The sequence below is a fragment of the Streptomyces sp. MB09-02B genome (assembly GCF_033794485.1).
In the GTDB taxonomy this organism is placed as follows: domain Bacteria; phylum Actinomycetota; class Actinomycetes; order Streptomycetales; family Streptomycetaceae; genus Streptomyces.
Map to the genome: position 1 here is coordinate 1 of NZ_JARGEE010000267.1, position 12632 is coordinate 12632.

The following is a 12632-nucleotide window of genomic DNA, read 5'->3' on the forward strand; positions in this document are numbered from 1 at the left end:
GCACGGGGGCGACGGCCGGCTCCGCGGGCGCCCGGTCCCTCCTGGTCCCGGTGGCCGACCCCGAGCCCCGCGCGCCCGCGGAGCCGGCCGTCGCCCCCGTGCTGCCGGGCCGCCCCGATGTGCAGCGCCCCCAAGTGCGCGCCCCGCAGCCGGAGTTCGGCACCGAGGGCGGTGTGCCCTGCCCGTGGTGCGGGACACCCACCCGGCCGGACCGGCACTTCTGCGCACGCTGCGCGATGCCGATGGCCGGCCGTACGGAGGCACCGGCCCGGCTGCCGTGGTGGCGCCGGGTGCTGACCGGCCGCAACACCGAGACCCCGTGGGCGGGCGACCGCCCCCGGCTGCGCCGCGGCTTCGGCCAGATCCTCAGCTGGGTGGTCGGCGCCCTCGTCCTCACCCTGATCGTCACCCTCGCGTTCCAGGCCGACGACGCCTACCAGGCGACCCGTGACCACTTCGCCAAGCGCGCGTCGGTCGTCCCGGACAGCTTCAAGGCGTCCCGCTCGTTCCCCGGCCACAAGCCGCAGCTGGCCTTCGACACGTACAGCAACACGTGGTGGGGCCCGGGTGTCACCCAGTCCGGCGAGGGCGAGTGGATCGAGGCCCGCTTCGAGCAGCCGACACGGCTGCTCGACGTGGTCATCACCCCCGGGGTCTCCAAGAACGCGGACCAGCGGGGGGAGTCGGCCCGCCCGCACCGTATCGAGGCGAAGATCACCGCCGCCGACGGTTCGGTCTCGACCAAGACCCTCGTCCTCGACCAGAGCGCCGGTGGCCAGCGCCGCAAGTTCCGGGTCGGTGAGGCGGAGACCGTCCGCTTCACCGTGCTCTCCGCCTACGGCGCCGACGCCAGGAAGCAGGTCGCGATAGCCGAGATCGAGTTCTTCGGCCGCTCGGGCGGCACCAGCTGAAACCCGGCGCGGGCACGGGCCGCCCTGCGGGAGCGGGCCGGCGGCTGACCGCGCTCCGCCGGCCCGGTCGCTCCCGGCACCGTCACCCGCGGAAGTCCGCCGGGCGTTCCGGTGACGCCTCGGCCAGGGCCTTGGCCACGGCCTCCACTCCCGCCTGGAGGCCGTAGACGGGGGTGTCGGGCTGCTGGCGCCAGGAGTCGTCGAGGCCTCCGGCGTCGACGGTGTCGAAGCCGAGGTCGTCGATGAGGGAGCGGACCTTCTCCTTGGCCGCCTCGTCGTCGGCGGCGACGGGGAGGGCCATGCGGTCGGGGGCCCCGGCGGGGCTGGGCCGGTCGAGGATGTCCTGGGCGTAGGTGCCGTTGAACGCCTTGACGACGGGGTGGCCCAGGTGCTGTTCGGTCCAGCGGCTCTCGGTGAGGCCGTCGTCCTCGATGGCGGCGATCCTGCCGTCGCGCTGCTGGGGGTAGTAGTTGCCGGTGTCGATGACGGCCACCCCGTCCGCCGCCTCGGCGAAGAGGCCGGACGGCAGGTCGGGGACCGCTTTCAGGGGGACCGTGACCACGACGACCTCGGCGCCGCGTGCCGCCTCCTCCACCGGGACCGGGGTCGCGCCCGTCTCCTCGGCCAGCGCGGTGAGGGTCTGCGGGCCCCGGGAGTTGGCGACCGAGACGTCGTGGCCGAGGGCCGTGAGCCGTCGGGTGAGATTGCCGCCGATATTGCCCGCGCCGATGATGCCGATCTTCATGTCAGGCCACCTTAATTTGATGCATATGCATGTATTGCTGGGATCAACCCCCGCCCGCTCTCCGCTATTCCCCCGCCCGGCACGACGAAGGGGCGCCCCCGTCGCACATGACGGAGAACGCCCCTCGGCCGCTCGGCTCACTTGCTCAGGTGGGCCCAGAACTCGTCGAACGACAGGAGCTTGTCGCCGTTGAGGTCGCGGGTGCGGATGATGACCTCCGCCACGGACTCGGTGACGTTCCAGTCGCCTTGCTGGGCCAGGGCGGTCTTGAACTCGGCGGCGGTGATGAACCCGTCACCGTCCGCGTCGATCCGCTGGAACTCCTTGCGCGCTGCCTCGATGTCCGCCACCGATCCGCCCCTTCTTGGTGCCCTGCCCCTGCCGGGCAGTCCTGCCTACAGTCCTACTGACGCAGGTCAGATTAACCGGCCACCCGAGCGCGCAGTGCGGCGACCACCCACGCGAACTCCTCGGTGTGCGCCGAGAGCGGCTCCACACCCCGCACCAGCGCGGCCAGCTCCCGGAACCGGGCCAGCTCGGCGTGGGCGGCCGAGGTGACGCGTTGCAGCAGGACGGCCCGGTCGGCGTCGCCCAGCAGCCCGGTCAGCACCTCCTCGGCGGCGGGCGAGGCCGGGTCGACACCGGCCCGCAGCGCCTCCCCCGCCAGCTGCACCAAGCGGCTCATGAACCACAGGGAGGTGCCCGCCGCGACCTCCGGCCCCCGGTCCGCCGCGTTGAACTCGACGGTCCGCCGCATCCGCGCCCGGAACCCCGGGTCCTGGAGCATCTCGGCCAGTTCCACCCAGGCGTCCACCTGCTCGGGCGTGGGGTCCTCCGGCAGGTCCGCGAGGCTGAACCGCAGCCGGGTGCGGATGTCGGGATCGGCGGTGTCGAGTCCGCCGAAGGTCTCCTCCACGAAGTCGTCGATGATCCGCCCCCGTTCGGCGGCGGACAGCCGGGCCAGTCTGTTCATCAGCGTCATCTCCTCCGCGGTCGAGCCGCGTCGCGCCACAGTCGACAGCACCGCCCGGGTCACCCTCAGCGCACGGATCTGCGCGTCCAGCGCGGCCACGTGCGCGGCCGCGACCTCCGCGACCGTCGTCTCGCCCGCGAGCACCTGCCGCACGTGGTCCAGGCCGAGGCCCAGTTCCCGCAGGGTCCGGACGAGTTCGAGCCGGGCGACGGACTCGGCGTCGTACAGCCGGTAGCCGCCCGCGCTGCGGGTGACGGGGTGCAGGACGCCCTCGTCCGACCAGTAGCGGATGGTGCGGACGGACAGACCGGAGCCGCGGGCCAGCTGCCCGATGGTGAAAAGTTCGGTGCCGTTCTCGATCACGTCTGCGAGTGTGGGCCTTCCAGTGGGTGGAGACTCAAGGGCAGGGGCGGAAGCACGGAGATGGAGAGTCTGCGGGACATTCTCGACGCGGCGGCCGAGGGGGTCTTCCCGCCTGCGGACGGCGGTACGACCGTCGTCGCCCAGCACTCCCCCCGGGACGCGGGGGTCCTGTGTTTCACGGCGCACTCCGTCGTGTTCACGGACGAGGATCCGGAGTGGGTGCGCGAGAGTCTCGCGGCGGCGGAGTGCGACGCGCTGTCCGCGAGCATGAACCCGCGGTTCCTGGCGGCCCTCATGGAGCGGACGGGCCGTACGGCCGAGACCATCGACGCGATGCTGGTCGCCCCGCCCCTGCCGGGCGAACCGCCGCTCCCGCTGCGGGAGATCGTGGACGCCGGCCACCCCCGCGTCGCGTACGCGCGGCGGCGCCGTGACGACGTACGGGTCTGGACGGTGGACGGCGGCGTCCTGACGACCGGCCGGGGGATCGCCGGGCGGCTGGAGGTCTCGGTCGAGGTGGACGAGGGCGTACGGCAGCGGGGGCTGGGCCGGGCGCTGGTGCGTGCCGCGCGCCATCTCGCCGCCGAGCCGCTGTGGGCGCAGATCGCGCCGGGGAACGCCCGCAGCGTGCGGGCGTTCCAGTCGGCGGGCTACCGGCCGGTCGGCTCGGAGATCCTGCTCATCCCCCGACAGCCGCGCGGGGACCGGTGACCGCGAGGAAACCGTTGACCGCGCGGGGCCGGTGGGGCGACGGCGTCAGTGCCAGGGCTCGTAGTGCGGGTTGCTCACGCACTCGCTCATCTTCTCCGTCCTGGTCTTCTTGTCGACCGGGCAGACGCCGATGACGAACTCCGTCCGGATGCCGCCGGGGAAGGCGACCTCGACCTGGTCGGCCCACTTGTGCTGGTCGCCGATGGTCTTGTTGACGTCGACGCCGCCGGGAGCGTCGATGTAGTAGTTGTAGCCGGACTTGTACCAGGTCTTGTACAGGTCGTGGTCGTAGGTCGTGGAGACGTACGGCGAGGGCTGGTTGACCAGGACGTACTGCTCGATGTCGTACTGCCCGTCGATGACGTCCTTGGGGTGGAAGCCCTGCTCGAAGACGACGGCCGGGCCCCTGCTGTCGCTGCGGTAGAGGGTGCCGCAGCTCTTGCGCCAGACCGGCTCGGGGGTGATGCGGCCGACGTCCACACGGCGGTCGACGGCGGCGTGCACCGGGTCCTCGAACCGGGGACAGGTGGGGGCGGCGGCCCCCGCGAAGGCGGCCGCGGCCTTGGCGGGCGTCGAGGTGGGGCTCTGGGCCGGGGCGGTCGCGGCGGAGGTCGCGAGGACGGCGGAGAGGGACAGGACGACGGCGGCGGCCCGGCACCGCACACGAGAAGTGATCATGCCGATCACGATCTCGGCTGCGCGGCGTCGGGCCGGGGACCCTCACTCGTATGGAGGCGTGTCAGCCCGCCCGGTTGTCATGTGTCACCGGAAGGTGCCGGGACGAGACCGCGGGACCGCGGGACCGCAGGACCGCGAGTCGCCTCGTCACCGGAAGATCCCCGTGTGCCCGAGGGAGTAGCGGCCGGGCTGCGGGTAGACCGCGAGGCCGTGCGGGCCGCTGCCGACGGGGATGCGGGCGAGCTGTTCCCCGGTGCGGGTGTCGATGGCGTACACCTCGGAGTCGTAGCGGCCGGAGAGCCACAGGACCTTGCCGTCGGCGGAGACTCCGCCCATGTCGGGGCTGCCGCCGTCGGGCAGGTGCCACTTCCTGGTCACCTCGCCCTTGGTGAAGTCGAAGACCGAGACCGTGCCCTCGCCCCGGTTGGAGACGTACATCTCGCGGGAGTCGCGGCCGACGTAGAGGCCGTGGGTGCCCTTGCCGGTGGGCAGCAGCTTCGGCTCGTCGAACTTGTCGCCGTCCAGGACCCACATGCCGTGGGCCATCATGTCGGCGATGTAGAACCGCTTGCCGTCCGGTGAGATCTTCACGTCCTGCGGCATGGCCCCCTCGAACGGCAGCTTCTGCTGCCCGATCACCTTCATCCTCGCGGTGTCGACCTTGAGCAGCTCGCCGCTGAACTCGCAGGACACGATGAAGTACGTGCCGTCGAGCGAGAAGTCGGCGTGGTTGACGCCGTAGCAGCTGACCGGCTCGGTCCTGACGCGCTTCATGGTGTGCGGGTCACGGAAGACGAGTTCACGGTCGAGGGAGGCCATGACGACGGCGTACTCGCCGTTGGGGGTGAAGTACAGGTTGTACGGGTCGTGCACCTCGACCGGCTTGCCCGCCTTGCCCGTTCTGGGGTCGATGGGGGTGAGGGTGTGGCCCCGGTTGTTGTTGACCCAGAGGGTCTTCAGGTCCCAGGACGGTACGACGTGCTGGGGCTGGCGGCCCACCGGGATCGTCTCGACGACCTCGTAGGTCTTCGGGTCGATGACGGTGACCGTGTCGGACTCGCTGTTGGGCACGTACACCCGGGAGGGGAAGTCCTTGACCACCGGGGAGAGCCGGTTCGGACGGTCGGCGGCGTAGACGTCCCGGGGGTCCAGCACGGGCGGCATGCCGCGCAGTCCCTTGACCGCCGTCCGTTGCTTCTTCTTCCGCTCGGCGGCCTCGGCCTCGGCGGCGGCCCGGTCGGCCCGGACGCGCTGCTCCTGCTCGGTGGTCCCGGTCCCGGAGCCGCACGCGGCCACGGCGGCGAGGACGGCGGCCGCGAGAAGGGCGCGCCGCACGAGGTTGTGGTGCTTGAGGTTGTGGTGCTTGAGGTTGTGCTGCTTGAGGGCGGTGCGGGGGGTGGTCACGCGACCTTTATAGGGAGGTTCACCCAGAATATCGGCGATTCGTCCGATCGACGGAGGTGCGCGCGGAGGTCCGCCGGAAGGGCCCTACCGGTCCGCGACCCGCATCTCGAACCACGTCGTCTTGCCTCGCGGCAGCAGGTCCACTCCCCATCTGTCCGAGAGCTTGTCCACCAGGAACAGGCCCCGCCCGCTGATGTCCGTCTCCTGGACCGGCATCAGACAGGGCAGCCCGCGTGAGGGATCGCGGACCTCGACGCGGATCCAGCCCGGGCGGCGGCGCATGCGGAGTCCGAAGACGCGGGCGCCGGTGTGCCGTACGGCGTTGCCCACGAGTTCGGAGACGAGCAGGACGGCGTCCTCGGTCATCTTCGGCGACAGTCGCCACTGGCGCAGGACGACGACCTGGGCCAGCCGCCGCGCGGTGGCCGCGGACTCGGGACGGGACGGGAGCGGAACCTCTCCCTCGGTGGGATCGCCGAACAACTCCAGCGCCTTCTGCGCCCGTTCGTCCTCGATCGCAGGTGACCAACGCGCCGCGGTCGCACTCCCGTGCCGCCGCGGCTGTTCGATACCCTCCAGCCCCGCCATGCCCCCATCATGGCCGTCCCGAGCCCCCTTCGGGGCCGTTCCGCAGGAATACAACCCCCGGAACCAACCATTCCGGAGGTTTCGGTTGACATATGCCATTGGCAGCAAACCACCCGTCACGGCCCGCCTGACCTGCGCGAACCTGCTGAACTTCGGTCAGCGTCACGGGCCTTGGGCAGGATTCTCTTAAGGCTGCCTTAAGGCTCGGATAAACCGCCCCTTCGGGGGACTCGGGTCATACACCGCGTCAACTGCAAGTCGATCGGCGGAACTTGTGCAGCGGATTTCCGGGCGGGGCCGACGGCGCCCGCTAGGCGTGCCGACCGCGCCCGCGTGGCCGTCAGACGAATTTCGCCTTGCCCGGCCCCTCCTCCACGAAGCTCCGCATCCCGCGCTCGCGGTCCTCCGTGGCGAACAGTCCCGCGAACCAGTTCCGCTCGATCGCGAGCCCGGTCTCCAGGTCGGTCTCCAGGCCCGCGTCGATGGACTCCTTGGCGGCCCGCAGCGCGATCGCCGGGCCCCGCGCCAGCCGGGCAGCCCACTCGTGCGCGGCGGAGTACACCTCGTCGGCCTGGACGACCCGGTCCACCAGGCCGAGGGTGAGGGCCTCGTCCGCCTTGACCATCCGGCCGGTGAAGATCAGGTCCTTGGCCTTGGAGGGGCCGACGAGCCGGGACAGCCGCTGGGTGCCGCCCGCGCCCGGGATCACCCCGAGCAGGATCTCCGGCTGGCCGAGCTTCGCGTTCTCCCCGGCGATCCGGTAGTCCGCGCACAGCGCGAGCTCGCAACCGCCGCCCAGCGCATAGCCGGTGACCGCCGCGACGACCGGCTTGGGGATGCGGGCCACGGCACTGAAGGAGTCCTGGAGGGCGCGGGACCGGGCGACCATCGCCGCGTGGTCCATGGCCTGCATCTCCTTGATGTCCGCGCCGGCCGCGAACACCTTCTCTCCTCCGTAGAGGACGACGGCGCGGACGTCGTCCCGGTCCGCCGCCTCCTCCGCGACTTTCTTGAGGCGGTCCTGGGTGGCGATGTCCAGGGCGTTCATCGGCGGGCGGTCCAGGCGGACGGTGCCCACGCCTTCGGCGACTTCGAGATGCACGGTCATGCAGGCAGGTTAACGGGGACTAACGACAACGGCTCCGGTGTGCTGTGTCACAGCGCACCGGAGCCGTACGTCGAGCGGGGAGGGCTACGCCTTCCACTTGTCCCAGGACATGTTCCAGCCGTTGTAGCCGTTGTCCGGGTCGACGATCCGGTCGTTGGAGTTCTTGACGACCACGACGTCACCGATCATCGAGTGGTCGAAGAACCAGGCGCCCGGTGCCTTCCGGTCCCAGCCGCCGCGGGTGTCGCGCAGGCCGATGCAGCCGTGGCTGGCGTTGTAGTTGCCGAAGGCGTCGCCGCCCCAGTAGTTGCCGTGGATGAAGGTGCCGGAGTTGGTCAGCCGCATGGCGTCCGGCACGTCCTTGATGTCGTACTCGCCGCCGTAGCCGACGGTCTCGCCGTTCATCCGGGTCACGCTCAGGCGCTCGCTGATGACCATCTGGCCGTTCCAGGTCTCCATGCCGGGCTTGCCGGTGGTGACCGGGATGGTCTTGATGACCTTGCCGTCCCGCTCGACCTTCATGGTGAGCTTCTTGACGTCGACCGTGGAGACCTGGCTGCGGCCGATGGTGAAGGAGATCTTCTTGCTCTGCTCGCCGTAGACGCCGTCGCGGCCCTCGACGCCGTCGAGGTTGAGGTCGACGGTGACCTTGGTGCCGGCCTTCCAGTACTTCTCCGGGCGGAAGTCGATCCGGTCGTTGCCGAACCAGTGGCCCTCGACCTCGACGGCCGGCTCGGTCTTGATGGTGATGGCCTTCTCGACGTCCTTCGGCGCGGTGATACCCCGGGTGAAGCGGACCGAGAACGGCATGCCGACGCCGACCTTCGAGCCGTCCTCGGGGGTGAAGATGCCGACGAAGGTGTTCTTCGGGGTCAGGGTGGTGAAGGACGAGTCCTCGGCCGCCTCACGCCCCTCGGAGTCCTTCGCGACGGCGTGCACCTTGTACTCGGTGGCCGAGTTGAGGTGGATGGACGGCTTCCAGCTGGAGCCGTCCTTGGCTATCTCTCCGGCGATCTTCTCGCCCTTGTCGTTCTCGACCGTGACCTCGGACAGTTTGCCCTTGGCGGCCGTCACCTTGAGCGCTCCGCTGGTCGCCACGGAATCGGCGCCGTTCTTCGGGGCGATGGAGACCACCGCCTCCGAGGCCCCGGTGGCCGCCGCCTTGTCGGAAGCGGTCTTGTCGGAGCCCTTGCCCTTGTCGCCGCCGGAGCCGGAGTCCGAGTCCCCGCCTCCGCCGCACGCGGTGACGGCGAGCAGCATCAGGACCGGCAGCATGGCCAGGGCCCCCTTACGCCGCCGAGTCCGCGCGCCAACCGACGCCCCCGATATCGGTCGCCCGTTCAACTCTGTGTTCTCCCCTCGCACGGCCTGAGCAGGCCCGCACCCCTACGCGCAGCGTGCGCGTACGCACGTACATTAACCAGATGATCGGGATGATTTGGCCTCGGTGAATGTCACCGTTCAGTCCCAACTTGAATCATCACGCGCGCTCCCCCCTGCCGGTGCCGAGCGGGGTGTCATGTCGCCGCTATGTCGGTCTACTTCACCGCGGCACCCGCTTTCCATTCCTTCCACCCCATGTTCCACCCTCCGAGGCCATTGTCGGGAGCGACCGTTTTGTCGTCGCTGCCCACGACCTCGACGACGTCCCCGACCAGGCTGCGGTCGAAGAACCAGCCCGCGGGGGTGCCGGAGTCGCCGCCCTTCACATCGCGCAGGCCCACACAGCCGTGGCTGACGTTGGCGCGGCCGAAGGCGTCCGGGGCCCAGTAGTTGCCGTGCAGGAAGGTGCCGGAGGTGGTCAGGCGCATGGCGTGCGGGACGTCCGGGATGTCGTACTCGCTCTTGCCGTTCGCCTTCCGGAAGCCCACGGTGGCGCCGTTCATCCGGGTCACCTCCAGCATCTCGGTGACGACCATCTTCCCGTTGTACGTCGTGGTCTTGGGCGCCCCGGCGGTGATGGGGAGCGTGGCGAGCACACCGTCGCCGCGTTCCACGCGCATGGTGTGCCGGGCCGCGTCGACGACGCTGACCTGGTGGCGGCCGACGGTGAACGAGAACGTCCGGTCCTGCTGGCCGTAGACGCCGGGCGCGCCCTCCACGTCCCGCAGCCGCAGGGCGACGGTGACCCGGGTGCCCGGCCTCCAGTACCGCTCGGGACGGAAGTCGAGGCGTCCCCCGCCGAACCAGTGCGGGCGGACCTCGACGGCGGGCTCGGCGGTCACCTCGACCGCGCGTTCCACCGCCGCCCGGTCCTCGATCACCCGGTTGAACTCCAGGGAGACGATCATCCCGGTGCCGACGGTGGCCCGGTTCTCGGGCTTGGCGTACGCGATGAAGCGCTCGTCGGGGACGTGCGTGGTGAAGGTGACGTGGCGTGCCGAGCGCCGGCCGTGGCCGTCGAGGGCGACGGCGTCGACGGTGTACCGGGCGGCCAGCGCGAGCTTCGGTGAGCCGGTGGGGCGCCAGGTCAGCCCGTCGGCGGAGAGCCGGCCCGGCACGGGTGACTCCTGCGCGTCCTGGGACTTCACCACCTTGACGGACTCCAGGCGCCCACTGGGCACCCGTACTTCGAAGCGCTGCTCCGGGCGCACGCCCTTGCTGCCGTCCTCCGGAGTGACCCGGATCGTGTCGTCGGGTGCCTTTCCGCTGGTGAGCGGCGGTCCGGCGGTGCATCCGGCGACCCCGGCGAGCAGGCCGGCCCAGGTGAGCGCGGCGGCCAGGGCGGCCCCGGCGCGGCGCGCGTGCTTCTGTGCGTGGTTCACGTGCGGCCCAACGACGGCGCACGCCCCCGGGAAACGTGAGTGCGAGGCGTGCTCTGGGCAGAACCCTTGGGAGGACGACGCGTTGGGGAGCGGTGACGGGACAACTCGCTCCCCTTCTCCGTCGCCCCACCGAGCCGCGGGAGGCCTGAGGTGTCGAGCGCAGCCGAGCAGGAGGAAGTACAGGGGACGCGGGGGGTGCCGGCCGCGCGGCCCGCCACCGTGCTGAACGGCGACCGGCGTGACGAGGCCGTGCCGGAACTCCGGCCCGTGTGGCCGGGGGCGTCGACACCGCTGGGGGCCCGGTTCCGGGTGGGCCCCGACGGGGTCGCCGGCACCAACTTCGCGCTGTGGGCGGGCGGGGCGGAGTCCGTCGAGCTGTGTCTGTTCTCGGAGGCGGGCGAGGAGACCCGGCTGCGGCTGACCGAACTGACCCACGAGATCTGGCACGGCTTCGTGCCGGGCGTCCTGCCGGGGCAGCGCTACGGCTACCGCGTGCACGGCCGCTGGGACCCGTGGACCGGCGCCCGCTGGAACCCGGCCAAGCTGCTCCTCGACCCGTACGCGCGTGCCGTGGACGGCGAGTTCGGGCTGCCGCCGGAGGTGTACGCGCACGTCCGGGACTGGCCCGAACAGCATGTCGCCGACACCGTGCGCGACGAACGGGACTCGGCACCGCACGTCCCGAAGGGCGTCGTCGTCCACGACGACGCCCCCGACGACGAATGGGCCGACGACCGCCGCCCGAAGACGCCGTGGGCGGACTCGGTCATCTACGAACTGCACGTGCGCGGCTTCACCATGACCCACCCCGGCATCCCGGAGGAGCTGCGCGGCACCTACGCCGGCCTCGCGCACCCCGCCGCGATCGAGCACCTGGTGAAGCTGGGGGTGACGGCGGTGGAGCTGCTGCCCGTGCACCAGTTCGCCCACGAGGACCATCTGCTGCGCCGGGACATGCGCAACTACTGGGGCTACAACTCGATCGGCTACTTCGCCCCGCACGCGGCGTACGCCTCGTCGGGCACGACCGGGCAGCAGGTCGGGGAGTTCAAGCGGATGGTGCGGGCGCTGCACGCGGCCGGCATCGAGGTCGTCCTCGACGTGGTCTACAACCACACCGCCGAGGCGGACGAACGCGGTCCGAGCCTGTCGCTGCGCGGCATCGACAACCGGGGCTACTACCGCCTGCAGAACGACGCGCGGCGCTACGCCGACTACACGGGCTGCGGGAACACCCTGCACGTGGTCCAGCCGCACGTCCTGCGCCTGATCACGGACTCGCTGCGCTACTGGGTGACGGAGATGGGCGTCGACGGCTTCCGCTTCGACCTGGCGGCGGCGCTGGCCCGCTCGATGCACGACGTCGACATGCTCTCCCCGTTCCTCGCGGTCATCGCCCAGGACCCGGTGCTGCGGCGGGTGAAGCTGATCGCCGAGCCGTGGGACGTGGGCTCCGGCGGCTACCAGGTCGGGGCGTTCCCGCCGCTGTGGACGGAGTGGAACGACCGCTACCGGGGCGCGGTCCGGGACTTCTGGCGGGGCGCGCTGCCGGACGTGCGGGACCTCGGCTACCGCCTGTCGGGGTCGAGCGACCTGTACGCGTGGGGCGGCCGCAGGCCCTACGCCTCGGTCAACTTCATCACCGCGCACGACGGTTTCACCCTGCGCGACCTGGTGTCGTACGAGCGCAAGCACAACGAGGCGAACGGGGAGGGCAACCGGGACGGCTCGGACGACAACCGGTCCTGGAACTGCGGCGCCGAGGGCGAGACGGACGACGAGCGCGTACGGGCGCTGCGGCGACGCCAGTTGCGGAACCTGCTGACCACCCTCCTGCTGTCCACGGGCGTGCCGATGCTGGTCGCCGGTGACGAACTGGGCCGCACGCAAGGGGGCAACAACAACGCGTACTGCCAGGACAACGAGATCAGCTGGCTCGACTGGGGCCTGCTGGAGGACCCTTCCTGGAAGGCGCTCTTCGACCTGACGTCCCGCCTGATCGCGCTGCGCCACGCGCACCCGGTGCTGCGCCGCCGGGCCTTCTTCTCCGGCCGCGCCCACTCGGCGGACGGCCTGCGCGACCTGGCCTGGTTCACGGCTCGCGGCACGGAGATGACCGAACGGGACTGGTACGCCCCGGCGGCGACGCTGGGCATGTATCTGTCGGGACGGGACATCCCCGGCCGGGACGCGCGGGGTGCACCCGTCCTGGACGACAGCTTCCTCACCGTCCTGCACGCCGGCGACCGCCCGGTGAGCTTCGTCCTGCCGGGGACCCCGTGGGCCCGGCGCTACGAGGTGGTCGTCGACACGTCCCGGGAGGAACAGCGGGAGGGACCGGGGGTGGTGCACCGGGCGGTCGCCGGCGTGCAGGACGGTGAGGAAG

General features: G+C 71.2%; 12 protein-coding genes. 3 read left to right on the forward strand and 9 right to left on the reverse strand.

Annotated elements, in window-relative coordinates; translation table 11 throughout:
* On the forward strand, nucleotides 1–911 hold a 911-nt coding region (locus P1P70_RS29820; protein ID WP_413471573.1), incomplete at its 5' end, for an NADase-type glycan-binding domain-containing protein.
* An 82-nt stretch (nucleotides 912–993) separates the two neighbouring features.
* On the opposite strand, the gene P1P70_RS29825 is transcribed toward P1P70_RS29820, so the two are convergent.
* The 3 genes from P1P70_RS29825 to P1P70_RS29835 all read right to left on the reverse strand — a co-directional run bounded on the left by P1P70_RS29825 (nucleotide 994) and on the right by P1P70_RS29835 (nucleotide 2992).
* Nucleotides 994–1677, reverse strand: coding sequence for an NADPH-dependent F420 reductase (locus P1P70_RS29825; protein WP_413471576.1), 684 nt, complete (start codon nucleotides 1675–1677; stop codon nucleotides 994–996).
* Between the two features lie 116 nt (nucleotides 1678–1793).
* On the reverse strand, nucleotides 1794–2006 hold the full coding sequence (locus P1P70_RS29830; RefSeq protein WP_215449095.1) for an EF-hand domain-containing protein: 213 nt from the start codon (nucleotides 2004–2006) through the stop codon (nucleotides 1794–1796).
* Nucleotides 2007–2077: 71 nt separating this feature from the next.
* Nucleotides 2078–2992 (reverse strand): MerR family transcriptional regulator, encoded by a 915-nt coding sequence (locus P1P70_RS29835; RefSeq protein ID WP_319243191.1) that lies wholly within the window; start codon nucleotides 2990–2992, stop codon nucleotides 2078–2080.
* Between the two features lie 60 nt (nucleotides 2993–3052).
* Here P1P70_RS29835 and P1P70_RS29840 point away from each other — a divergent pair, with 60 nt between their 5' ends.
* Nucleotides 3053–3703 (forward strand): GNAT family N-acetyltransferase, encoded by a 651-nt coding sequence (locus tag P1P70_RS29840; RefSeq protein ID WP_319243193.1) that lies wholly within the window; start codon nucleotides 3053–3055, stop codon nucleotides 3701–3703.
* Between the two features lie 45 nt (nucleotides 3704–3748).
* On the opposite strand, the gene P1P70_RS29845 is transcribed toward P1P70_RS29840, so the two are convergent.
* The 6 genes from P1P70_RS29845 to P1P70_RS29870 form a co-directional block, all read right to left on the reverse strand.
* A complete protein-coding gene (locus P1P70_RS29845) occupies nucleotides 3749–4390 on the reverse strand; it encodes an ADP-ribosyltransferase (protein WP_319243195.1) in 642 nt (213 codons plus the stop codon).
* A 138-nt stretch (nucleotides 4391–4528) separates the two neighbouring features.
* Entirely contained in the window at nucleotides 4529–5785 is a 1257-nt protein-coding gene (locus tag P1P70_RS29850) for a hypothetical protein (protein WP_413471574.1), read from the reverse strand.
* 84 nt (nucleotides 5786–5869) lie between these two features.
* Nucleotides 5870–6373, reverse strand: coding sequence for an ATP-binding protein (locus tag P1P70_RS29855; protein WP_319243197.1), 504 nt, complete (start codon nucleotides 6371–6373; stop codon nucleotides 5870–5872).
* Nucleotides 6374–6713: 340 nt separating this feature from the next.
* Nucleotides 6714–7481 carry an enoyl-CoA hydratase/isomerase family protein gene (locus tag P1P70_RS29860; RefSeq protein WP_319243199.1) on the reverse strand — a complete coding sequence of 256 codons (768 nt, stop codon included), beginning with the start codon at nucleotides 7479–7481 and terminating at the stop codon, nucleotides 6714–6716.
* An 84-nt stretch (nucleotides 7482–7565) separates the two neighbouring features.
* Entirely contained in the window at nucleotides 7566–8825 is a 1260-nt protein-coding gene (locus P1P70_RS29865; RefSeq protein WP_413471575.1) for a L,D-transpeptidase, read from the reverse strand.
* Nucleotides 8826–9019: 194 nt separating this feature from the next.
* Entirely contained in the window at nucleotides 9020–10246 is a 1227-nt protein-coding gene (locus P1P70_RS29870) for a L,D-transpeptidase (protein ID WP_319243203.1), read from the reverse strand.
* Between the two features lie 150 nt (nucleotides 10247–10396).
* Between P1P70_RS29870 and glgX the strand changes: the two genes are divergently transcribed.
* A partial coding sequence (gene glgX / locus P1P70_RS29875; RefSeq protein ID WP_319243206.1) for a glycogen debranching protein GlgX occupies nucleotides 10397–12632 on the forward strand: 2236 nt, incomplete at its 3' end.